The sequence below is a fragment of the Mycobacterium sp. P2_H7 genome (genome assembly GCF_056403275.1).
In genome coordinates this window covers 92,163-115,136 of sequence record NZ_JBFUFU010000005.1, presented here as the reverse complement: position 1 = coordinate 115,136, position 22,974 = coordinate 92,163, and the positions used below count along the sequence as shown (strand labels likewise).

24 protein-coding genes are annotated in these 22,974 nt (G+C 66.6%); 8 read left to right on the top strand and 16 right to left on the bottom strand.

Annotation, left to right across the window (positions count from 1 at the left end):
* Nucleotides 1–82 precede the first annotated feature (82 nt).
* The 5 genes from AC1DY7_RS06420 (at nucleotide 83) to AC1DY7_RS06400 (ending at nucleotide 5,591) form a co-directional block, all read left to right on the top strand.
* Nucleotides 83–739: a WXG100 family type VII secretion target gene (locus AC1DY7_RS06420; RefSeq protein WP_477492831.1), complete on the top strand. Its 657-nt coding sequence runs from the start codon at nucleotides 83–85 to the stop codon at nucleotides 737–739.
* A complete protein-coding gene (locus AC1DY7_RS06415) occupies nucleotides 736–1,023 on the top strand; it encodes a WXG100 family type VII secretion target (RefSeq protein ID WP_477492830.1) in 288 nt (95 codons plus the stop codon). Before AC1DY7_RS06420 ends, AC1DY7_RS06415 begins: the two co-directional genes overlap by 4 nt.
* The gene (locus AC1DY7_RS06410; RefSeq protein ID WP_477492829.1) at nucleotides 906–4,220 is read left to right on the top strand and encodes a PE domain-containing protein; all 3,315 of its coding nucleotides are present in this window, start codon (nucleotides 906–908) and stop codon (nucleotides 4,218–4,220) included. The genes AC1DY7_RS06415 and AC1DY7_RS06410 overlap by 118 nt, the downstream gene beginning before the upstream one ends.
* Complete coding sequence (locus AC1DY7_RS06405) at nucleotides 4,217–4,543, top strand: hypothetical protein (RefSeq protein WP_477492828.1); 327 nt, start codon at nucleotides 4,217–4,219, stop codon at nucleotides 4,541–4,543. The genes AC1DY7_RS06410 and AC1DY7_RS06405 overlap by 4 nt, the downstream gene beginning before the upstream one ends.
* A 436-nt stretch (nucleotides 4,544–4,979) precedes the next feature.
* Nucleotides 4,980–5,591 (top strand): FMN-binding negative transcriptional regulator, encoded by a 612-nt coding sequence (locus tag AC1DY7_RS06400; RefSeq protein WP_477492827.1) that lies wholly within the window; start codon nucleotides 4,980–4,982, stop codon nucleotides 5,589–5,591.
* 3 nt (nucleotides 5,592–5,594) lie between these two features.
* Here AC1DY7_RS06400 and AC1DY7_RS06395 read toward each other — a convergent pair whose 3' ends face one another.
* The 12 genes from AC1DY7_RS06395 to AC1DY7_RS06340 form a co-directional block, all read right to left on the bottom strand.
* The gene (locus AC1DY7_RS06395) at nucleotides 5,595–6,344 is read right to left on the bottom strand and encodes an SDR family NAD(P)-dependent oxidoreductase (protein WP_477492826.1); all 750 of its coding nucleotides are present in this window, start codon (nucleotides 6,342–6,344) and stop codon (nucleotides 5,595–5,597) included.
* A 9-nt stretch (nucleotides 6,345–6,353) separates the two neighbouring features.
* Entirely contained in the window at nucleotides 6,354–6,908 is a 555-nt protein-coding gene (locus AC1DY7_RS06390; RefSeq protein WP_477492825.1) for a TetR/AcrR family transcriptional regulator, read from the bottom strand.
* A gap of 70 nt (nucleotides 6,909–6,978) precedes the next feature.
* Nucleotides 6,979–8,676 (bottom strand): CocE/NonD family hydrolase, encoded by a 1,698-nt coding sequence (locus AC1DY7_RS06385; RefSeq protein WP_477493214.1) that lies wholly within the window; start codon nucleotides 8,674–8,676, stop codon nucleotides 6,979–6,981.
* Between the two features lie 160 nt (nucleotides 8,677–8,836).
* Nucleotides 8,837–10,111, bottom strand: coding sequence for a lipase family protein (locus AC1DY7_RS06380; protein ID WP_477493213.1), 1,275 nt, complete (start codon nucleotides 10,109–10,111; stop codon nucleotides 8,837–8,839).
* 127 nt (nucleotides 10,112–10,238) lie between these two features.
* Entirely contained in the window at nucleotides 10,239–10,691 is a 453-nt protein-coding gene (locus AC1DY7_RS06375) for a hypothetical protein (protein WP_477492824.1), read from the bottom strand.
* A gap of 17 nt (nucleotides 10,692–10,708) precedes the next feature.
* Complete coding sequence (gene ahcY / locus AC1DY7_RS06370; RefSeq protein WP_477492823.1) at nucleotides 10,709–12,184, bottom strand: adenosylhomocysteinase; 1,476 nt, start codon at nucleotides 12,182–12,184, stop codon at nucleotides 10,709–10,711.
* A gap of 149 nt (nucleotides 12,185–12,333) precedes the next feature.
* Entirely contained in the window at nucleotides 12,334–12,966 is a 633-nt protein-coding gene (alkX, locus tag AC1DY7_RS06365) for a TetR family transcriptional regulator AlkX (protein ID WP_477492822.1), read from the bottom strand.
* Between the two features lie 38 nt (nucleotides 12,967–13,004).
* Entirely contained in the window at nucleotides 13,005–13,187 is a 183-nt protein-coding gene (locus AC1DY7_RS06360; protein ID WP_477492821.1) for a rubredoxin, read from the bottom strand.
* Nucleotides 13,184–13,357, bottom strand: coding sequence for a rubredoxin (locus AC1DY7_RS06355; protein ID WP_477492820.1), 174 nt, complete (start codon nucleotides 13,355–13,357; stop codon nucleotides 13,184–13,186). Before AC1DY7_RS06355 ends, AC1DY7_RS06360 begins: the two co-directional genes overlap by 4 nt.
* The gene (locus tag AC1DY7_RS06350) at nucleotides 13,354–14,589 is read right to left on the bottom strand and encodes an alkane 1-monooxygenase (RefSeq protein WP_477492819.1); all 1,236 of its coding nucleotides are present in this window, start codon (nucleotides 14,587–14,589) and stop codon (nucleotides 13,354–13,356) included. The genes AC1DY7_RS06355 and AC1DY7_RS06350 overlap by 4 nt, the downstream gene beginning before the upstream one ends.
* A gap of 93 nt (nucleotides 14,590–14,682) precedes the next feature.
* Nucleotides 14,683–15,780, bottom strand: a complete 1,098-nt coding sequence (locus AC1DY7_RS06345; RefSeq protein WP_477493212.1) for a sensor histidine kinase — start codon at nucleotides 15,778–15,780, stop codon at nucleotides 14,683–14,685.
* Nucleotides 15,777–16,499: a response regulator gene (locus tag AC1DY7_RS06340; RefSeq protein ID WP_477492818.1), complete on the bottom strand. Its 723-nt coding sequence runs from the start codon at nucleotides 16,497–16,499 to the stop codon at nucleotides 15,777–15,779. Before AC1DY7_RS06340 ends, AC1DY7_RS06345 begins: the two co-directional genes overlap by 4 nt.
* Before the next feature lie 168 nt (nucleotides 16,500–16,667).
* Here AC1DY7_RS06340 and AC1DY7_RS06335 point away from each other — a divergent pair, with 168 nt between their 5' ends.
* From AC1DY7_RS06335 to AC1DY7_RS06325, 3 genes are read left to right on the top strand one after another with little or no spacing between them, the layout of a single operon-like run.
* Nucleotides 16,668–16,877, top strand: coding sequence for a hypothetical protein (locus AC1DY7_RS06335; protein WP_477492817.1), 210 nt, complete (start codon nucleotides 16,668–16,670; stop codon nucleotides 16,875–16,877).
* A 45-nt stretch (nucleotides 16,878–16,922) separates the two neighbouring features.
* Entirely contained in the window at nucleotides 16,923–18,014 is a 1,092-nt protein-coding gene (locus AC1DY7_RS06330; protein ID WP_477492816.1) for a catalase family peroxidase, read from the top strand.
* Nucleotides 18,004–18,552, top strand: a complete 549-nt coding sequence (locus AC1DY7_RS06325) for a cytochrome b (RefSeq protein ID WP_477492815.1) — start codon at nucleotides 18,004–18,006, stop codon at nucleotides 18,550–18,552. The genes AC1DY7_RS06330 and AC1DY7_RS06325 overlap by 11 nt, the downstream gene beginning before the upstream one ends.
* Here the strand turns inward: AC1DY7_RS06325 and AC1DY7_RS06320 are convergent, their stop codons facing one another.
* From AC1DY7_RS06320 to AC1DY7_RS06305, 4 genes are all read right to left on the bottom strand, one after another.
* Nucleotides 18,553–19,080, bottom strand: a complete 528-nt coding sequence (locus AC1DY7_RS06320; protein ID WP_477492814.1) for an acyltransferase — start codon at nucleotides 19,078–19,080, stop codon at nucleotides 18,553–18,555.
* 114 nt (nucleotides 19,081–19,194) lie between these two features.
* A complete protein-coding gene (gene manA, locus AC1DY7_RS06315) occupies nucleotides 19,195–20,421 on the bottom strand; it encodes a mannose-6-phosphate isomerase, class I (protein ID WP_477492813.1) in 1,227 nt (408 codons plus the stop codon).
* A gap of 4 nt (nucleotides 20,422–20,425) precedes the next feature.
* Nucleotides 20,426–21,496, bottom strand: a complete 1,071-nt coding sequence (locus AC1DY7_RS06310) for a TobH protein (RefSeq protein ID WP_477492812.1) — start codon at nucleotides 21,494–21,496, stop codon at nucleotides 20,426–20,428.
* Nucleotides 21,493–22,878, bottom strand: coding sequence for a phosphomannomutase/phosphoglucomutase (locus AC1DY7_RS06305; protein WP_477492811.1), 1,386 nt, complete (start codon nucleotides 22,876–22,878; stop codon nucleotides 21,493–21,495). Before AC1DY7_RS06305 ends, AC1DY7_RS06310 begins: the two co-directional genes overlap by 4 nt.
* Nucleotides 22,879–22,974 lie beyond the last annotated feature (96 nt).

Here is a 22,974-nt window from a genome sequence, read left to right as displayed (position 1 = left end):
GAGCGTAACTGGTGCAATCGGACCCCCTCCACGGCGAATAAGCTGCACAGTGGAGCCGGCCGTCTAGTAACTCGGGGGTGAGATGTCGCGTCCGGTGGAAGTTGTGGTGTCGGATCTGCATTTGGCTGCGACGCGTCTCCGCGACGCCGGGCAGCGTCTGCAGGACGGCTTGTCCGGTGTGGATCTGGAGACTCGCGAGTTGTTGGGCTCGGGGTGGAAGGGAGATGCGGCGTCCGCGTTCGCGGCGGCATGGGAGCAGTGGCACACCGGCGCCGGCCAGGTGGTCCGGGGCGTGCAGACCATGTCGGACCTGTTGAAGGTCGCGGGCGATCAATACGCCAGGACCGATGAGCAGGGCGCCGGCGCGCTCGCGTCCACCGTTTCCGGTTCGAGCTCGGGGCCGGGTTCTCCCTCCTCTGCGGCGACGACGCAATCGTCGGCGGCTCCGGCTCCGGCTCCGGCTCCGGGTTCTGGTTCTGGTACCGGCGCGGCCGCCCAAGTGGGACAGCTCGGGGGTCAGGTGGCATCGGGACTCGCGCAGGCCGGCCAGTCGGCGGCCGGGTTCGCGCAACAGGTGGGACAGGCTGTCGAGCAAGTTGTCGAGAAGGCTGTCGAGCAGTCGGCGAAGCCCGAGGACCGCGACGATGCGTCGCCCGGCGATGACGCGAACACCCGCCCCGCGCCGGTCGATCAGAACCGGGCCGATCCACAGACGCGCGACGGGGAGGTACCGCGATGACGGAACTGGTGGTCGACTTCGGGACGATGCAGGCCGCAATCGAGCACATGCAGGCCTTCGAGCGTGACGTCACCGAAACCCTCGCGGACATCGACCACACCATGGCCGCCTTGCGGTCGTCCTGGCATGGCGATGGTTCCGATGCCCAGGCGCAGGCTCAGCAGCAGTGGGAGGACGGCGCCGAGCAGATGAAGTCGGCGCTCAAGCAGCTGCGCTCGATCGCCCAGTCCGCGGAGAAGAACTATTCGGAAGCCGTCACCAAGAACGGCGCGATGTGGGGGTAGTCGCCTCGGCGCACGGCCGGATCGAGGTCGACCCGGACGTCCTGATCAACGCGGGCAAGCGGGTGGGCTCGCTGGGATCGCAGCTCGCGATGCTGAGCGACTCGCTGGGTTCGGCGTTGGCGAGCGGCCTGGCGGCCGGCAATGACACGGCCGGTCTCAGCTTCGCGCTGGAATATGGGCGCAGCGCCCAGAGGTTCGCGGAAACCCTTGCCGTGGCGGCGAATGCGTACAAATCCGTCGGCTACATGCTGGAGGCTACCGGCTACAACTACAAGAACGCCGACGCGGCGTCGACTATTGGCGGGCCCGGTCCCGCCGGCGGTCTGGGGCCCGCTCCGGCTGAGACGACCGCCGGTGACATGCCCACGGGACCGAACGGGATCATGGTGCCCCCGCCCACCATGTGGTACGTCATCGAACCCCTCCTGCAGGCGCTGCCCGGGATCGGATTGATCGCAGGCATGGGCATGACCTGGCCGTCCGGGCATGCCGCACTCATGAATGTTGTTGCTGCCCAATGGCGTAACTTTGCCACCGGATTTGCGATCTTCCAGTCCGAGCTGAACGCACTGACACCCGGCGTGGCGGCGCAGAACATACCGGAAGGCCGGAAGATCGCGGAGGCGTTCAAGGACCTCGGTGACCGGATGAACAGCCTGGCTACCGCCTCTTCCGGTTTGGCGGACGCGATCACGAATTTCGCCGGTGAAGTGCAGCAGACACAGGACGCCATCCGCCGATTGATGGACCGGTTGTCGCTCTCGGGCCTGTGGGACACCGTCACCGACTTCTTCAACGGTGACGGCATGAAGGTCGTACGTGAAGTGGCTCGCGATGTCGGCACCGTACTCGGCAACTTTCAGCGCCAGGTCAAGGGCATTGTGGGGTTGCTGACCGAACTCAAGAACCTCATCAGTGATGCGGCCGACGCCTTCGAGAAATGGGTCCGGCCGGTCCTGGTGGCCCAGTTCGGCGACGGAGTCGGTAATTTCCTGGCCGACGCCGCCACGCTGTATACCGACTTCGAAGTGGGTATCGCGAACGGTCTGATCAACACCGTGTCCGGCGTGGTGTCGATGGCCGACCCGGAGATGTGGGAGGGCCTGGCCAAGACCGCGTGGGCGGTGGCCAACAATCCCGAAACCGCGCCCGGGGTTCTCGCCGAGATGGGTAAGCAGTTCATCGCCCTGGACCAGTGGAAAGGCGACCATCCGGGACGCGGCGCCGGTGAGGCGGCCTTCAACATCGGGTCGCTGTTCGTGCCCGGTGGCGCGTTGTCGAAGACGGGCAGTGTCGCCAAGAGCCTGAACATGGGCAGGCGCATCGTGGAGGAAGGTCGACTACCCAAGCTCGGCGAGATCGGTCAATGGAGCCGCGGCGCGCCCAGGGTCGAGGGACTGGACAATCTTCCTGGCGGACAGGCGATTCCAGATGTTCCAGAAGTCAGGGCCGGCGCGGTACCCGACGCGCTGGTCGGCGGACCGCCGGCGCCCCACGGTATCGAGACACCGCCCGCACCACGTGGATTCGAGGGTCCGTCCGGGCCGCCGGATCCACCGGGGCCGCAGAGCACACCGGGTCCTGCTCACGAGGGTGCCGGTTCGGGTGACGGTCCCCCGCCCGATCCGCCGGGGCGCTCCGTTCCACCGGCGGATGCCGGGCCGGGACGGGCCGACGCGCCGGAATCACCCAGCCCGACAGGAACTCACGATGCTCCGAGCACGTCACCGGAGACTCCCCCAGCTCCGACGCCCCACGCTCCGGATCCCGGTACTCATTCACCGCAGGTAGATTCGCGGCCGGTCGACCACCGCAGCGACCCAAGTGTCGGCGAGACCCACATGCCGGCCCGCAACGATGCACCAGCTGCGGGATACACGCCGCCCGAACACCACGGTGGCGCCCCCGCTGAGCGCCAGCCTGCGCATCAGCCTGCCGCCGGTCAGCCCGACGCACGTGAGCCCGACGGCACACCGGCAGATCGCGACGCCGGACAACATGCGGTGACGCAGACACCGGTGGTGGCCGGCGGGATGCCGATGGCCCCGCATGCCGGTGGCGGTATGCACAATGCGGCTGACGCTCCCAGCCGAACACCGATCGCTGAGACCCGCGCCCCCGAATCCAGGGCGCCGCAAGGCGGTTCACCGGAGAGTCCGCGCGCGCAGGCACCCGCCGGGGCTGGGCCGTCGACCGAGCGGTCGCCCTCGGCTCCACTCAAACCCGCCGGGACGCCGTCACTTTCGGAAGCTGCCAGCGAGCCCGTACGCCGAGCACCGGAGTCAGGTACATCGCGGCCAGGCGACAGTTCACCCGCTGCGCCCAGTCATGAGCCTCCCGCTGCGGGCGACCGGCTAGCCCATCAGCCAGACCCATCCAACTCCGGTCACGACCCGAACGCTGGAAGCGGTCATGGTCAGCATCCCGACCATTCGTCGGACGAACCCCACATCGAACGTCACGACCGCGGAAACCTGTGGGACAACCCGGTTGGTGAGCACGCGGCTGGCTTATTGCCAGTCGACGATTCTGGTTATCGCATTCAGCCCAAGGACTGTGAGTTTCTGGGCATCACCCCTCAAAATGTCGAAGACTGGGCAAGCCGGGCAGCTCCCCTTGGCATGACACCAGAGGATTTCAGGGAGTTCACCGGTTCTCTCTACGACGCCCTGTCGAGGGAAGGCTTTTCCCCTACTGACCTCGATGTGCGCCTGCAGGGCTCATCAGCGAGATTCTTTTCCGGCGAACATAAATGGCTTCCAACCGAATCCGAACTCGCCTCCAAACCCGATGCGAAAGCCATCGCAGAAAGTTGGTTTGGTGACGACGAAGGTCGGCCGCTGCGACGCCCGTTCGACTCGATGTTCCGACTTGGACTCGACGACGAGCCCAGCGACTACGACTTGCAGATTTCCTCTGATTTCATGGTCGAGGCGTGTCGCGAGCGCTGGCAAGCCGACGGATCGCCTAAAGACTTCGTTCATCCCAAGTATGGGTTCATCAACAAGAGGATCTTTGAGAAGATGTTCCCTGCCCTGTGGGATTGGGCCGAAGAGTGGACGCAACGCACCGGCCGTCCAGTCGTCCCGGCCCTATTCCCGAGTGCTGGTCCACCGAACACTGATTCAACCGGCGTCTCGTCCCACTTTAGAGACAGCGACTGGCACATCTCACCCGAAGGAGGCGGCACCAAATGATGCACGATGTATTGGCGGTTGATATTCGGGGCGATGTCGACCAGTCCGGCCTGAACCGACTTCGAACTCACCTCGGACTACAGAAGTACGGGCGATTGAGCGACGACTGGGATCAACAGTTCGGCTATCGGAAGATCGAGCGAGCAAACGGTGAGTACACCAGAATCGCCCTGTATCGAGACTTCGACGGCGCGTGGGATGTCGTGGTGACGGATTCCGAGCCAACCAATAGCTACGCACACGACATCTCCGCTTTACGACAGCAGTTGATCGATGCAATTGCCGCAGCCGGATTTGAGGCAACAGCGAGAACAAGACCGTAGCCGAAACCACTTCGAGGCGCGCGGCCGACTTGGTGCGGTGATCCAACGTCGTGGCCATCGACATTCGAAGCGAATTCGATCAGGTAGCACGTGACCGCCTCTTACTCAATCGAGCGAGGGCGTCTGACTGACAACTGGGACCGACAAGTTCGGCCGCTGAACCAGCAAGCAGCCGATGGCAGTCAAGTGAAGATCACCCTGTTCAGAAGCGTTGTCCGCTCACGAAAACTGCAGGTGTCTGATAGCAAGGGGGCTTTGTTCAACTTCCGGCCCGTCGATCGCATGGATAGATGGTTTGATCGCGGGGAATCGCCGCAGCACGGTTCGCGGCGAGTTGCAGAGCGAGATCGACTTTCGGCCCAGGACAGGCTGACTGCAAGTGAAGCTCACTTGAAACCCCTTGCCCCCACCCCACCCCATCCCCGACGCTGGACACATGTACGTCCCCGCACACTTCGCCGCCGACGACGCAGCGGTCCACGAACTGCTCACCCACCACGGGGCCGCCGACTTCATCACCTCGACACCTGGGGGTCTGGTCGCCACGATGCTGCCCTTCGTCTACGACGCCGAGCGACAGACCCTGCTGGGACACGTGGCGCGCAACAACCCGCAGTGGCAGCTACCCGTGTTGGGCGAGGCGCTGGTCATCGTCCGCGGCGCTGACTCGTACATCAGCCCCAGCTGGTATCCCTCCAAGGCCGAGCACGGCCGTGTGGTCCCGACCTGGAACTACCTGACCGCCCACGTGTACGGCAACGTCACCATCCACGACGACCCCGCATGGCTGGACCGCCTGGTGCGCCGGCTCACCGACAAGCACGAGGCGAACCAGCCTCAGCCGTGGAGCGTCGACGACGCGCCGGAGAGATACGTCGCCGGGCAGTTGCGGGCCATCGTCGGCGTCGAGGTCGCCATCACGCGCATCGAGGCCAAATTCAAGCTCAGCCAGAACCGGCCCGCCGAAGACATCGACGGAGTCATCAAGGGGCTCAACGAATCCGGTGACCAGACAGGAGCCACCGCGGTGCAGCAGTACCGCCCGTAGGAGTCAGCCTGCGACGAAGGGAACGTCGACCGGCGCCGCCTGCCGGGCAGCGAGCAAGGCCCGAGCAGGGTCGCCGATCGGAATGCGCAAAGGAAGCTTCGACGCCTCCGCGGCGTCGGCCACCTCGGCTGCCACCACTTCGGGTGTCACGAACTCGCGACCGCCGGTGTTACCCCGCGGAGCGTCGTACGGATCATCCGGCAACCTGTAGGTCAGAACGTCATCGAGGGCTCCCGAGCTCACCGCACCCGGTTCCAGGAGGGCGGCTTGCACCCCGAAGGGTGCGACCTCGATGGCCAGCGCCTCGACCAATGCCTCCAGCGCCCACTTCGTCGACGCGTACGCCGCGCCGGGTGGCAGCACGATCCTGCCGACCACACTCGACATGAACAGCAGCCGGCCGTCTCCGCGGGCGCGCATCTGCGGCAGGATCGCCTGCGCGACGCGCAGCGCCCCGACGGTGTTCAGCGCGAATACTCGCTGCAGCTCATCGAGCGGGATGGCCTCCACCGCAGCGTAGAAGATGACGCCGGCGTTGGCGATCAGGACGTCGACGTCGCCGGCGGCCTCGACCGCGGCGGCCACGCTGGCGTCGTCGGTCACATCGAGGGGCAGTCGCTGCGCGACGTCGAGATCGGCGAGACGTTCCGGGTTGCGCGCCGTGGCGATCACGCGATGCCCACGACGGGCGAACTCCACGGCAAGTGCGCGACCGATGCCGCCATTGGCCCCGGTGATCAGTACTGACGACATGAGATTCTCCTAATCAGATTGTGCGACAGCGCTATCCAGCAGAAGCGCAGCGGCAGCGCGGGCGTGCACCATGGGCGAAGTGTCGTTCAGGGACGTCGACAGCGCCGTCGCGCCTTCGAACAACACCAGCAGTTGATGGCCGAGCAGTTGCGGGTCGGCGGCACCGGCCTCCGTCGCGACTTCGGCCAGTCGCGCGGCGAAGCGCATCTTGTGGTCGCGGACGATATCGTCCACACCGTCGAGCAAACCGGCAGATTCCACCGCGGCGTTGTGAAAAGGGCAGCCGCGGAACCGATCCGTGGGAGCCGTATCGAAGATCGCCAACAAGCGCTCCCGCGCCGTGACACCGACTTGGTCCAACAGACGTTCGCGCGCAGTCCCGCCGACCTCGGTCAGATCTGTCAGATAGTTGCGCACCAGATCATCTTTGCTCGGAAAGTATTGATACAGCGTCCGCTTCGAGACGCCCGCGGTGCGTGCCAGCGTGTCCACCCCGGTGGCGTGGATGCCGTCACGGTAGAACAGTTCGGCCGCGGCTGCGGAAATGCGTTCACGCGATGTCACTGCACCTACGGTACAGATCGGTTTCCATCGTGTCAAAGACTATGTATCAGTGGCGATAAAAGGACACCGATCAGTTTTCAGGGATGACCGGCAGCGTGATCGACGACGGATGCGCGGGGTCGTGCAGGATGGTCTGCATCGCAGGCACCGTTCGCGTGTCCTGGCCGAACGGCACACCGGTGTTGGGGTTGGGCGCGAACTGGGGGTAGTCGCTGCTGGAGATCTCCAGCCGCACCCTGTCCCCCGCCCTGAATTGGTAACTGGTGGGCCAGATCTGGATATGCAGCTCATAGGGTTGACCGGCCACCATCGGTGCGGGCTGAGAGAGAGAATCCCGGAAGGCGGTCCTCAGGATCCCGTTGTTCAGGTTCACCGCTTGCCCATCGGGTTTCACCACGACGAGTTTCGCGGTGAAGTCGGTGTCGACGGCCGTGGACTGCGCCCAGAGTGTCACCGTCACCGGCCCGGTGACCTCCGTGTCGTGCGACAACGGCGCCGAGTCGTAGACCAGCACATCGGAGCGCTGCTCGACCGGCGTCTGATCGTAGGGACCTTGCGGTCCCGACATCGCGCCGCAGCACGAGTGCCCACCCAGGCTCGGCGCCGGGAAGGCGGGGTCGTAGATATAGGTGTCCGGGCCTTGAGCTGCCGGCAGGACGGGTTGCAGTGCACCCTTACGCTCGGCCTGTCTCCCGTCGCCCGACAGGTACCAGTTGACCCATTCCGTCTGCGGCAGTGGCCAACCCGAGGCTTCTCGCCAGGTGTTGGCACCCATGAGAAAGTAGTCGACCCGTGGCTTTCCACCGATACCGTTGTCGGCGCCCTTGAGGAAATGGTCGAACCACTGCAACATCAATTCGTTGATCGGGCTGTTGGCCACCGGGCCGATATCGGACAGCATCGGCGCGGGCCGGGAGTCGGTTCGGCCCCACGCGACGTGATCCCACGGACCGATGACCAGTCGCTGATTGGCGCGCGCATCCTCGCTGCCGCCGCGAGCCGTCATTCCCGCGAAGTTCTCCACGCCGCCCGCGAGGAACGCGTCATACCAACCCTCGACGTGCAGTACCGGGATCCGCACCGCTGGATAGCGGTCCCGGATGCTCACGGCACGCCAGAAATCGTCACGGGTGTTGTGCCGGATCCAGTCGAAGTACCAGGGCGCCACGGCGGGGTTCTGCGGTTGCATCGGCGGAAGATCTTTGAACGGGCGGAAGTTCAGCCATCGGGTCGGCTCCCCCGCCGCCTCTTCCAGGCGAGCCAGCGCGGATAGGTCCTTGCGGTTGCGTGCGGCGGTGGTGGCGATCGAGTCGATGGCCCAGGGCTGCACGAACGCGAGGCGGAACTCCCCACCCTCATACGTCCAGCCGTCGTAGTAGTCGGACGCGGTGTTCGCGGGAACGATGGTGACCAGATGGGGCGGGGCCGTCACCGCGGCCAGCCACTGGGTGGCACCGACATAGGACGACCCGTACATGCCGACCTTACCGCTCGACCCGCGCAGCGCGGCGGCCCATTCGACCGAGTCGTAGCCGTCGTTCATGTCGTTGGTGAACTCGCTGAAGGTGCCGCCCGACGCCCCTTGACCCCGGACATCTTGCACCACAACCAGATAGCAGTGCGATGCGAACCAGTCCGGCGGCTGGAACCGCGACGGCGCCACCTGCGCGCCGGTCTTGCCGTACTGGGTCCGCATCAGGATCACCGGAACCGGGTCCGCACTCCGGGGCCGGTAGACATCGGCCCGCAGCACGGTGCCGTCCCGCATGGTCGCGGGCACATCGCGCTCCGTGTCCACCGCACAGGGTCCCCGGCCGGTGGCAGCCGGGAACGGGGACGCGGCCCCATTCCCGTTCTGCCCACAGGCAGTTACCAGGAGCAGAACCGACACGAGGAGAGCGACCGCTCGCACATCCCGCAGCCTAGACCTAGAACGTCCCGCAGTTGGGCGCGGTCGGCACGCCGTTGAACCGGTCGGCGATCCACTGCATCGCCGGCTCACCGTCGACCAGCATGGGCAGCGCGTGGTTGATCACCAACTTGTTCAAAAACGGGGGCTGCTCGTTGGTGCGGAACTCGACATCGGCGCCCTTGTCACACCAGTCCCGGCTCATCTGGTTGGCCGCGGTCCAGGGCACCAGTGGGTCAAACCTGTTGCTGTTCACCAGAACCGGGGCGTTGGGCCGGAGCGTACCGATGCGCTGCAGATCGAACAGACCCCGGAAGGCCGGCTCGGCCAGGAGATCCTCGATGGGCTCGTTGAAGTACGGCTGCAGGTGCCGGAACATGAACTTCGCGATGGTCTCGGCGATGCATTGATCCTTGACCTTCGCCAGGAGGTCCTCGCCGCGCGGGGTCAGTTTGGCTCGGATGGCCGGTTCGGCCTCCGGATAGGACTGGATGATTCCGTTGAGCGCATAGCCCACCACCCCGACCAGGGCGCTGCCATCGGCATAGGGCATCAGCTCGGCCAGGTCGGCCGGCGGCGCACCCGCGTAGCTACCGACGATGTTGAGGTCGGGCGCGTAACTCGAGGCGAGCTCGGCCGCCGACGCGGCGGCCCCGCCGCCCTGCGAGTATCCCCAGAAGGCCGTGGGCCCACCAGGTGTCAGCGAGGTGTCGGGCAGCAACCGTGCCGCGCGCGCCGCGTCCAGCATCGCGTGCCCCTCGGAGAGCCGGTTCACGTAGGTGTGCGTGACGCCGATGGTGCCCAGACCTTCGTAGTCGGTCATCAGGATGGCGAATCCGCGGGCCACCATGGTGGCCACGAACGCCTCTTCGTAGTTGACCCCGATGTCCAGGTACGGCGACCAGTGGATGCCCTGGTTGAACTGCCGCGACGGTGCGCACTGATCGCCTTGGCCCTGGGTGCCGGGACCGTAGACGATCAGCGGCCGCGGGCCCTGGCCCGGCCAGGCGTTGTACGGCTCGAAGTAGGTGCCGGTCACCACATCTGGGTTGCCTCGCGCGTCCGTCGACAGGTACATCACCCGGGTTCCGGTGGCCATGATGGCCCCGAGCTGGCCGGAGGGCTCGAGCACCAATCGGGACGGTTCGGTGCGAACGAGGTCGCCCGGTTTGCCGGGCGGCAACGGATTCGGTGGTGTGTAGAACTCGGTGTACTCGTCTTCGTTGTAGTACGGATACCAGTCGTCTGCACCAGCACGCGGCATGAAACCCGTTGCCAGACAACCAGACAGCATCCCCACGAGCACCACGAAGACGCTCACCCCGACCCGAATCACCACCGGACAGTAACAGCAAGGTCACCGAATGGTTACGGATTCCATACGTGTCGGTTAACGGCGAAAGTGTAAAGCGGGCGGCCAGCTAATCCAGACTGGTCGCCTGCAATACCAAGGTGTCGTGCTCACGGTCCAGGAACGCGTACGCACTGGTGGCCACGGAGGAGAAGCCGTCGTCGAGACGGTCACCCGTCAGGAAGGGCCCTTTCGGGACGTCGGCTGACAGTTCGTCCTGCACCTGCGGTTTGCGGCCGGTGTCGGTGGGTTCGAATTGCTGCACCATGGCGTCCGCGACCGCCGGCGCCAGGTGCACCACGGCGTCGGTCCAGCGCGCGGTGGTGTCACTGCCGGCCGAACCCGACCACTGCACCCAGGCAACCGATTCCGGAACACCGATCGCCGGGAAGACCGCGGTGAGACCGGCGGCGTCGTGCCGGACGTCGAGCGGCGGGGCGGCGGGCTGCGACGGCTCGTCAGCCCTCGAGCAGCCGATCGCCGCGACGGCGCAGAGGGCCGTCGCGGCGATCGTCCGCGTCAATCTGTTGAACACAGAGATCAGTAGCGGTAGTGCTCCGGCTTGTACGGGCCGTCGACGTCGACGCCGATGTACTCGGCCTGCTCCTTGCTGAGGCGGGTCAGCGTGCCACCGAGCGCCTCGACGTGGATCTTGGCGACCTTCTCGTCGAGGTGCTTGGCGAGGCGGTAGACCTCGTTGTCGTACTCGTCGTTCTTGGTCCACAGCTCGATCTGCGCGATGACCTGGTTGGAGAAGCTGTTGCTCATCACGAACGACGGGTGGCCGGTGGCGTTGCCGAGGTTCAGCAGGCGGCCCTCGGACAGCACGATGATCGAATGGCCGTCCTCGAAGACGAACTCGTCGACCTGCGGCTTGATGTTGATCCGGCGGATCTTCGGGTCGCGCTCCAGGCGGGCCATCTCGATCTCATCGTCGAAGTGGCCGATGTTGCCCAGGATCGCCTGGTGCTTCATGCCCTTCATGTGCTCGAGGGTGATGATGCCCTGGTTGCCGGTCGCCGTGATGACGATGTCGGCCCAGCCGATGGCCTCTTCGACACTCTTGACCTCGAAGCCGTCCATGAGCGCCTGCAGCGCGTTGATCGGATCGATCTCGGTGACCGCCACGCGGGCACCCTGCGCCTTGAGCGCCTCGGCGCAGCCCTTGCCGACGTCGCCGTAACCGCAGACCAGCGCGGCCTTGCCGCCGATGAGCACGTCGGTGCCACGGTTGATGCCGTCGATCAGCGAGTGGCGGGTGCCGTACTTGTTGTCGAACTTGCTCTTGGTGACCGAGTCGTTGACGTTGATGGCCGGGAACGCCAGCTCACCCGCGGCAGCGAACTGGTACAGGCGCAGCACGCCGGTGGTGGTCTCCTCGGTGACACCCCGGACCGACGCGGCGACCTTGGTCCACTTGTCCTTCTCGGTCTCGTACCGCTTGCGAACGAGCGCCAGGAAGACCTTCCACTCGTCGGAGTCGTCGTCCTCGCCGGGAGGAACCACGCCGGCCTTCTCGTACTGCGCGCCGCGCAGCACCAGCATGGTGGCGTCGCCACCGTCGTCGAGGATCATGTTCGCCGGCGCTTCCGCACCATCTTTGGAAGGCCAGGTGAGCATCTGCTCGGCGGCCCACCAGTACTCCTCCAGCGTCTCGCCCTTCCAGGCGAAGACCGGGGTGCCCTTGGGCTCCTCGGGGGTGCCGTGCGGGCCGACCACGATGGCGGCAGCGGCGTGATCCTGGGTGGAGAAGATGTTGCAGGACGCCCAGCGCACCTCGGCACCGAGCGCCACCAGCGTCTCGATGAGGACGGCGGTCTGGATGGTCATGTGCAGTGATCCGGAGATGCGCGCACCCTTGAGCGGCAGCACGTCGGCGTATTCGCGGCGCAGCGCCATCAGGCCCGGCATCTCGTGCTCAGCCAGGCGGATTTCCTTGCGGCCGAATTCGGCCAGCGACAGATCGGCGACCTTGTAGTCGATGCCGTTGCGGACATCGGCCTTCAGCTCGGTCATGTAAGAGCCCCTTTTTTTGTTCGTCTTTGCGTATGAACGCATGAATGCGTGCCGCGGAGAGCCGCACATGCACTCATGCCGACCACCCAAAGCCTGCGGGCTCGCGGGACAGGCGCTACGGCGATGGAACGGCAGCGGCGCTCTGACAGCTAAGGGGTGTCCATGACACCGTATCGTTCGGCGAACGGCGACATAAGGCGGGCCAGGTCACGGGCCACATCGTGGTCGGCTTCCGGCGGCATGGACACGTAACTCATCGCCAGCCGGACGATGGCCCGGGCCAGCACTCCGGCGTCCTCGTCGCTGGAGCGGATCCAGCTGTTCTGGAAGGTCTGCTGCAGCCGCGCCGAGCAGCGACTGATGATCGGACCGCTGCCGATGGTGATGATCTGCAGCAGGTCGGGCTTGGCCGCGCCGGTGAGCAGGGAGATGACCAGCGGATCGGACGCCGATTCGGCGAAGAACGCCCGGAAGCCCTCCAGAAACGCCTCGTAGACGTGGCCGACGTTGTGGTTGATGGCGTGGGCCACGGCGTCGACCAGGCGGTCGGCCAGCCGCAACGCATAACCCTCGGCCAGGCCCTGGCGCGATCCGAACTCGTTGTAGATGGTCTGCCTGCTGATCCCGGCGGCCCGCGCCACGTCGGTCAGCGTGATGGACGACCAGTCCCGCACCAGCAGCTGTTCGCGCATGCCGTCCAGGATCGAGTCCCGCAGCAGCACCCGAGACGCCTCGGCGTAGGGCACGCGCTGTGCCGTACTCCGAGGCGTCGGGGTGTTCATATGCGCGAGGTTATCGCGACTTGCCGCCCAGACGGCGGTCACGCGCTTTCGACCTCGACCATGTCGAAATCGGATTTGGCGGCTCCGCAGTCCGGGCAACTCCAGTCCTCGGGGATGTCATCCCATCGGGTGCCGGGGGCGATGCCGTCCTCCGGCCAGCCCTTCTCCTCGTCGTACTCGAACCCGCACTGGACGCAGACGTAGCGCTTGAAGCCGTTCACGCGTCGGCACCGATCTGTTCGAAGTCGACCTTCTCCCGCACCGCGCAGTCCGGACAAGTCCAGTCGTCGGGCACCTCGGCCCACGCAGTTCCGGGCGGAAAGCCTTCTCGCGGTGAACCTTTGGCTTCGTCATAGGTGTAGTCGCAGCCGGGGCACTTGAACGCGCTCACCGGGTCGCTCCGTACTTGGCCATTACCTTGTCGCGCACCCGCGGGTGGATGTTGGCACGGGTGATGTCGCCGTCGTAGTGGTCGAGCACCCGGTGGTCCATCACCTTGCGCCACAGCGGCGGGAAGTAGGTCAGCCCGATCATCGAGGCGTAGCCACTGGGCAGGTTCGGCGCGCCGTCCATGCTGCGCAGAATCTGGTAGCGCCGCGTCGGATTGGCGTGATGATCGCTGTGCCGCTGCAGGTGGTAGAGGAACAGGTTGGTCACGATGTGGTCGGAGTTCCAGCTGTGCACCGGCGCGCACCGCTCATAGCGGCCCGACTCCAGCTTCTGCCGCAGTAGACCGTAGTGCTCCAGGTAGTTGACGGTCTCCAGCAGGGCGAACCCGTAGACCGCCGAGATCAGGATGTACGGCACCAGCGCGATACCGAAGATCGCGATCAGAGCGCCGTAGAACACGACCGACATGGCCCAGGCGTTCAGGACGTCGTTGGACGGGTGCCATTTGCTCTTGCCCGCCCGTTCCAGCCGCTTGGCCTCCAACTCCCAGGACGACTTCAGGCTGCCCCAGACACTGCGCGGCAGGAACTCCCAGAACGTCTCGCCGAACCGGGCCGACGCGGGATCTTCCGGGGTGGCGACGCGGACGTGGTGACCACGGTTGTGCTCGATGTAGAAGTGGCCGTACCAGGTCTGGGCGAGGGTGATCTTGGACAGCCAGCGCTCCAGCGAGTCCTTCTTGTGTCCCATCTCGTGCGCGGTGTTGATGCCCACCCCTCCGAGCACCCCCACCGACAGCGCCAGACCGATCTTGGCCGGCCAGCCCAAACCACCGTCGAATCCGAGCCAGCCCAGATCCGAGGCCGTGAACAGGTAGGCGCCGAAGACGACGCTGGCGTACTGGAACGGGATGTAGATGTAGGTGCAGTACCGGTAGTACTTGTCGTTCTCCAGCCGGTCCATCACCTCATCCGGCGGGTTCTGGCCGTCCGGACCGAAGAACCGGTCCAGCGCCGGCAGCAGCACGTAGACCAGCAGCGGGCCGACCCAGAACGGGACCTGCGCGGCGGCATGCCAGCCGGCGTGGTTCAACGCCCACACCACGGGCAGCATCACGAACAGCGCGGTGGGGGCGATCAGCCCGAGCAGCCAGAGATAGCGCTTGCGGTCTCGCCAGTCGGCCGGGGCGGGCTGGGCTGCCGCGTCGGGTGGGAAGTCGGTCTGTGACGTCATCGTCAACTCCTCCTGTGAGTGCCATCACCTTTGACGTTGACTATAAACCTGGATTTGTCCGACGTCTAGACAAACAGGCCTATTTTGTAAAACTCAGTGAGTGGGGATCGTGAAGGTGAAGGTGCTCCCCCGGCCGGGCCCGCCACTGTCGGCAGTGAGTTGACCGCCCTGCGCATCGACGAACGCCTTGGCGATGGCCAGCCCGATCCCGGCGCCGCCGTGTTCGCGATCGCGCGCCGCATCGACGCGGTGGAACCGCTCGAAGACCCGGTCCAGATGTTCGGCAGGAATCCCGTCGCCGGTGTCGGCGACCGCCACCGCGACGGTGTCACCGCGCCGGCGCGCCGTGATCTCGACGCGGTCGCCGCTGTGCGTGTGCCGCAACGCGTTGTCGAGCAAGTTGGTGAGTACCTGGCCTGTGCGTTCGGGGTCACCACTGACCGCGGGAAGCCCGGAGTCGGCGTCCGATACCAGGGAGACCCCCTTGGCCCGGTACTGCGGCTCGAAGGACACCACAGCGTTGGCGATCAGGTCACCGACCGCAACCGGACCCACGTCGATCGAGTCCCGGCGCTGCTCCGCGTTGAACAGCTCCCCGACGTCGGCGCTGAACCGGGTGAGCCGGCGGGTCTGATCGCGCAGCACGCCCATCGTGTCGGCGTCCAGGGTCTGCACACCGTCTTCGAGCGCCTCGAAGTAGGCCTCCAGCACCGCCACCGGCGTTCTGATCTCGTGGGCCAGGTCGGCCAGCATCTGCCGCCGGGTGCGGTCGACGTCACCGAGGCGTTGCGCCATGGTCGTGAAAGCCGCTGCGATCTCGTCGAACTCCTTGCCCAGCCCGGCCGGGGACACCCGGACGTCGTAGTGACCATCGGCGATAGCCGTTGCGGCACTGGCGAGCTCAGTTGCGGACCGGTAGACACGGCGGCTCAGGTACCAGCTCAGCGTCAACGCCGCGACCGCCGACACCGCCAGTGCCGTACCCACCGACATCGTCGTCGCACGTTCGAACGCTCGCTGATACGGATGGTCGGTGGCACTGCCCGGTTGTACCGCCGCATCCATCAACCGCTGGAACATCGGCGGGCCGACGAGCATCGCGACCACGATGGTCGTCGCGATACTGGCAACCACCACAACGGAATTGGCTGCCAGCAGCCGGGTGCGAATGCCGAAGCGGGCGCTCATCAGCCCTTCCCCATCCGGTAGCCGACACCGCGGACGGTGGTGACGAACCGGGGCTGGGCCGGATCGTCACCCAGCTTGCGGCGCAGGTGACCGACGTGCACGTCGACGATGTTGTCGTTGCCCACCCAGTTGTCGCCCCACACCGCCTCGATGAGCTGTCTGCGCCCCATGACCAGACCCGGCCGGGCCGACAGCGCGGCGAGGATGTCGAACTCGGTTCGGGTGAGCAGTATTTCGCCCTCATCGACGTGGACTTCCCGGCTGCCGAGATCGACGCGCAGGCCGCCGATTTCCCGAGGCGGATGCTCCGGGGCGGTATCGCGGCCGCGGGTGTCGCGACGTGGCCGGCGCAGCATGGCCTGCACCCGGGCCACCAGTTCGCGAGGGCTGAACGGCTTGGTCACGTAGTCGTCTGCGCCCACCGACAGGCCGACCACCGTGTCCACTTCGGTGTCCCGCGCCGTCAGCATCACGACATAGGCATCGGAGAATCCGCGCAGTTGCCTGCACACCTCGAAACCGTCCATCCCGGGCAGGCCGACATCGAGCACCACCACATCGGGGTCGACATCGCGGGCCTTGGCCAGCCCCGCCGGGCCGTCGTGGGCCGTGTGCACCTCGAAGCCCTCCTTGACCAGGTAGCTGCCCACCACCGTCGTCAACGGCACCTCGTCGTCGACGACCAACGCGCGCAGCGTGGACGCGCCCCCAATATCCGGCATTTCCCCATGATGCCCTGATCACCGAGTCTGTTCCGTCGAGAACGGCCCCCCGGGAACGACCTACATCAAATCTTCAGGAATCGATTAACGAAGCATCGTGAAGCCCCGGCAAGTTGAGAGTCGTCAGGAACGCGATGTGCGCTCCCACAAGCGAATTAGGAGAACGTCATGAAGCACAACACCATCGCCCGCCGCATCGGCTGGTTGGCCCTCGGCGTCGCCGGGGCCGCCGTCGCACTGGCGCCCATCGCCGGCGCCGACACCAGCCCGCTCGTGCCCTACGGCACCAACCCCCAGGTGCCGTACCTCGTCGGGTTGCACTCGTCCAACCACGACGAGCTCAACACCACCAACGGCCAGCTCGACCTGCCCTTCTGAACGTCATCCACTGACGCCGTCGCCTGGAAAGGGCAATCTGAATACATGACGCTGGATAACGAGCCGGGTTTTCGTCTCAATCGTCGCGACGCCCTCATCGGACTGGCCGCTGTCACGGGAGTGGCAGCGGCCGGTGCCGGCGGGCTGGCCGTCGCTTCGGACTGGCTGGGGCCGCCGCGGTTGACGGCCTCGCGCTTCGCCGATCGATTCGAGCAGCTCTACGGCCGGCACGACGGTTTCCGTCGCAACCATGCCAAGGGCGTCGCCGCCACCGGCACCTTCACCAGCACCGGCGCGGGCGTCGAGGTGTCGAAAGCGTCTGTCTTCGACCGCGGGACCGTTCCGGTGATCGCCCGGTTCTCGCTGTCGGGCAGCCTTCCCCAGGTGGCCGACGATCCGACGACGGTGCGCGGGCTGGGCGTGCTGTTCCAGCTGCCCGACGGCCAGCAGTGGCGCACCGCGATGGTCAACATCCCCGTCTTTCCGGTCAGCACGCCGCAGGCGTTCTACGAACAGCTGCTCGCCGCCAAACCGGACCCCGCGACCAAGAAACCCGCCCCGGCCGCGATGGCGGCCTTCCTCGCCGCACATCCCGAGTCGGCCGCGGCGATGAAGATCATCAAGGCCGCGGTACCGGCCAACGGTTTCGCCGACAGCACCTTCCGCAGCCTCAACGCCTTCCTGGCGCACGACGGCCATGGCCACACGACTCCGATCCGCTGGGCACTGGTGCCCGGTCAGGCCGCCGATCCGCCTGCCGCGGAGGGCAACCCACACGACAAGCTCTTCGACGCGCTGATCGAACAGGCCGCCCGCGGACCACTGTCCTGGCGCCTGGTTCTGACGGTCGGCGCGCCCGGCGACCCGACGCATGATGCAACACTGCCGTGGCCTGCCGACCGGCGCACCATCGAGGCCGGCGTGCTCACCATCGACCATCTGGTCACCGAAGCGCCCGGCAACGCCCGCGACATCAACTTCGACCCGACGGTGCTGCCCGACGGCCTGGCCGTCGGCGACGACCCGCTACCACGCGCCCGTTCGGCGGTGTACGCCCAGTCGTTCAACCGCCGCGCCCGAGAACCAAAGTCGCCCAGCGAGATCAACGTCGAACAGGTGGTCCACGATGAGCACTGAGGCGCCCGCGAAGTTCACCCTGTTGTCCCGGCTGCTGCACTGGAGCATGGCCGCGATGGTGATCGCACAGTTCTTCCTCGGTGTCACGATGGTCGCCGCGCTCGCCTACTACCCCTTGCTCCTGGCAATCCACCGACCGCTGGGCATAGCAATACTCGTCTTCGCCGTCATCCGGTTGTTCAACCGGCTGACGCATCGCCCGCCGCCGTTCCTGAAGTCCATGGGTGCGGCCGAACGGAAGGTCGCGACCTATTCCGAATACCTGCTCTACGCCTTGCTTCTGGCGCAACCCCTGGTGGGGTGGGCCATGCTGTCGGCCGCCGATTCGCCGGTCACCCTCATCGGATCCCTGCACCTGCCGGGCATCGCACCGCACGCGATCGGTCTCTACGCGGTTCTGCGCACCACCCACACCGTGCTGGCCTACCTGCTGTTCGCCACGTTCACGGCCCACATCTGCGCGGTCACGTTTCACACCGTGGGCATGCGCGACGGGCTGCTGAAACGGATGTCGCTGTGGCCCAGCAGGTCTCGATAGCTACTCGGCGGAGGCGTCGACTTCCTTGATGGTGCGCCCGATGATCTTGGCGGGCACGCCGCCGACGATGACACCGGACGGGATGTCCTTGGTCACCACCGCGTTCGCACCGATGACCACGTTGTCCCCGATGGTGACGCCCATCAGGATCGTCGCCTTGGCTCCGACCCACACGCTCTCCCCGATGATGATCGGGGCGGCATCGCGGTCACGCTGGTGAAACGGGGTATCCAGGTCGGCACCGAGGTGGGTGTTGTCGTGAATGGAGACGCATTCGGCGAATTGCGAGTGCGAGCCGATGACGATCTTGGAGTGCGCCGACAGCGTGTTGTTCGGGGCGAACCAGACGTGGTCGCCGAGGATCAGTTCGCCCTCGACGCGAAAGTCCATGTTCTGCTTGATCACCAGGTGCTTGCCGACCCGGATCTTGGCATTCGGCCCGATCAGGAAGGTGGGGCCCTTTCCGATGAAGAAGGGCGGGCTCTCCATGTCCTTGCACATCCGGCGCAGTCGGAGCCACCTGACCATTGCCGCGATATTCGCCGGCGACAACCGTCGCAGCTGCGTCATCAGTAGTCCGCCACGCGAAAGCTCTGTCGGATTCACAGCGCGATCGTACCGGGCGAACCGCGACGCCGGTCCTCAGAGGCCGGTGGTCACCCGGAAAAGCTTCGACGGCTCGGTCGCCCGCAGCCGGATCGGCCCGTCATCGGCCGCCACCCATGCGGCCGCACCACGGTCCAGGGTGACGGTGTCCGATTTGGCGTGCACCTCGACCGAGCCCTGTGTGCAGAGCAGGATCTGCGGTCCGTCGTGTTCGGCCGGGGCGTCGATCTCATGCCCGAGGTGGGCACCGTCGATCGAGAGCACCGACACCGCGAACTCGGGCGCCGGGGTGTCGTACACCAGCTCCAGCCCGTCGCCGACAGGACGCGCGACGATGGTCGCGTCGCCCGTCGGCGCGAAGTCGAGCACCCGCAACAGTTCGGGCACATCGACGTGTTTGGGCGTCAGGCCACCACGTAACACGTTGTCCGAGTTCGCCATCACCTCGAACCCGACACCGTGCAGGTAGGCGTGCAGATTGCCCGCCGACAGGTAGACGGCCTCCCCGGCCTGCAGGCTGACCCGGTTCAGCAGCATCGCCGCCAGCACCCCGGCATCACCGGGATAGCGCTCACCGAGTTCCAGCAGCGTCTTGGCCTCGGCCTGGAACTCGGTCGCACCGGACCGGAGGTAGCCGATCGCACCGTCGAGAACCGCGGGCACCAGGACGTCGAGATCCGGTTGCGGGGCGGTGATCCACGTGGTGAACAGCGCCCGTAGACCGTCGGCGTCGGACTGATCCAGCAGCAGGGTGATGAACGGATCGAGATCCGCCACCGCCAGGGCCCGCATGAACTCGACGCTGCGCGCGGCCGATCGAAAACCGGTGAGCGCCTCGAAGGGCCCCAAGGCGACGATCAACTCGGGCTTGTGGCTGCGGTCCCGGTAGTTGCGATTGGGCGCCGAGATCGGAATGCCCAGCCGCTCTTCACGTTCGAATCCCTGTTCGGCCTGCTGAGCGCTGGGGTGGGCCTGCAGCGACAGCGGCTCGTCGGCGGCCAGCACCTTGGCCAGGAACGGCAACGCGTCGCCGAATCGTTTCCGGATCGCCTCCCCCAGCTGGCCCGCCGGATCGGCGCTGACCATCTCCAGGAGCGACACCTCGCCGGCGTCGGTCTCGCAGCGGGCCGGGTCCCCGGGATGCGCCCCGAGCCACAGCTCCGCCTCGGGATGCACTGTGGGACTAGGCCTTCCAGTGAACTCGGCGATAGCGGTCCGCGACCCCCAGGCGTACTTGCGCACCGCACCGTGCAGCACATTCACGATGTCACCCTCGTGCCAATCTCAGGTAGACGGCCGTCATCTCCAGCCGTACGGCCAGCAAGGCCAGTTGTTGTTCGGGTCGTCCACCCGCACGCGGCGTGGCGATGTCGGGTACGTCGTCGGCGCTGAGCACCATCAGGTCGGCCATCCCCTCGGTGCGCGCCACCACCGCGGGCCGCTGCTCGTCGGAGGTCAGCACCACGGCGCGCAACCGCGCGGGCAACGGTCCGTCGATCTCCTCGTCGTGAAACAGCGCCGCCTCGTAATTGGCGGGCCCCGAATTCATCTCGGCCGCGGCGATCAGTGCTTCATGCAGCCCGGTGGCCGCGACCGCCTGCTGACCGATGCGCAGCAGAATCGTCGCGGCGTGGCGGGCGAGTGCCAACGCGGCGGCGCCGTCACCGGCGAGCACCACATCGCGGCCGGCCAATTGGTCGGCGATCGTCTTGGCCGGGTTGGTGAACAGCTCGCGTGCGACGCTGTTGCGCAACGCCTCGGCATCCAGTTCGTCGGCCAGGGCCGCGATGTCCACCCGCATCCCCGCGTCGAGGACGGCGAGGATGGCCACCCCGGCAGCCAGATAGCGGCACAACCCGAACTCCTCGGGCACCGGCAGCCGCGGCGGTAGCAATGCGGAACGCCCTGCCGTCACATCGCGCAACGGTCCTTCGTGCGGCGCGGCGACGATCACCCGCGCGCCGCGGCGCACGCCCGTCGCTGCGGCAGCCACCAGCACCGGATCACCCGGATCGGCCCCGGCCACCACCAGCACGTCGAGTGCACCGATCCACGGTGGCACCTCCGGGGCCACCACGATGGGCACGGCGGTGGACCCGCCCAGCGCCGCCGACAGCAGCGTCCCCGCCGTCAGTGCGGGCCCACTTGCGGCCACCCAGATCAGGATGCGCGGCGGCAGGTCCGAGCGGACCGACTCCAGGGCGCCCTCGTCGACAGCGGCCGCGACGGCACGCACCTGGGCTCCCGCCATGGCGGCGGCGCGCAACAGCCCGTCCCGGTCGGCGGCGAGGAGTCCCTCGACGTCGTCCAGGTCGATCGTGGCGGCCCGCGAGGTCACGGCACGCTACCTGCGGCAGTCAGTTTGGCCACCTCGCCCACGATCTCGTCGACCTCTTCTCCTGTGCGAGCCTCCACATTGAGCCGCAGCAGCGGCTCGGTGTTCGAGGTGCGCAGGTTGAACCAGCGGCCATCACCGAGATCGACCGTCACGCCGTCGAGGTGGTCGATGGAGTTGATCCGGGACCCGAAGGCGGTGAGCACCGATTCGACGACTGCGGGGGCGTCGGTGACGGTGTAGTTGATCTCCCCGGACGCCTCGTACCGCTGGTAGTCGGCCATCAGGTCCGACAGCGGTCGCTGCTGCTCGCCCAGTGCGGCGAGCACATGCAGCGCCGCCAGCATCCCGGAGTCGGCGCCCCAGAAATCACGGAAGTAGTAGTGCGCCGAATGCTCGCCACCGAAGATCGCGCCGGTGTCGGCCATCAGCGCCTTGATGTAGGAGTGCCCGACACGCGAACGCACCGGGGTGCCGCCGCGTTCGATGATCAACTCGGGCACCGCCCGCGAGGTGATGAGGTTGTAGATGACCGTGGCGCCGATCTCGCGACTCAGCTCGCGGCCGGCCACCAGGGCGGTCACCGCGGAGGGAGACACGGGACGGCCCAACTCGTCGACCACGAAGCAGCGGTCTGCGTCGCCGTCGAAGGCCAGCCCGATATCGGCTCCCGTCGCCAGGACATGTGCCTGCAGATCCACCAGATTGGCCGGGTCCAGCGGATTGGCCTCGTGATTGGGGAAGGTGCCGTCGAGTTCGAAGAACAGCGGCAGCACGGTGAGGCCGGGGATCGCCCCGAGCACCGCGGGCGTGGTGTGGCCGCCCATGCCGTTGCCCGCATCGACGGCGACGCGCAGCGGGCGCAGTCCGGAGAGGTCAACCAGGGAACGCAGGAAGGTGCCGTAGTCGGCGAGCACATCCCGATCGGTGGCGCTGCCCGGTGCGCCGTCGTACGCGGGCACGCCGGCAATCACCTCATCGGTGATGGTGGCCAACCCGGTCTCCTTGCCGACCGGCTTGGCCCCGGCCCGGCACAGTTTGATGCCGTTGTAAGCGGCCGGGTTGTGGCTGGCGGTGAACATGGCGCCGGGACAGTCCAGCAGGCCCGACGCGAAGTACAGCTGGTCGGTCGAGGCCAGTCCGATCCGGACCACGTCGAGGCCCTGCGCGGTGACGCCCTCGCCGAATGCCTCCGACAGCGACGGCGAGCTGCTGCGCATGTCGTGGCCGATGACCACCTGACGGGCCTGCTGCTCGTCCCGCATCAGCCGTGCGAAGGCGCCGCCGACATCGCGGACGAATGCCTCGTCGATCTGCTCACCGACCAGTCCACGAACGTCATAGGCCTTGATCACAGCATTGACGGCGGCGGCGGGCCGAGGCATGGCTGTCCTCGCTCTCTGGATCGACCGGGCTTGGGATGGTGACTCGCAGTCAGCCTAGTGGCTCACGTATTCCGCCGCCGCAGGTCTCGCCGCACG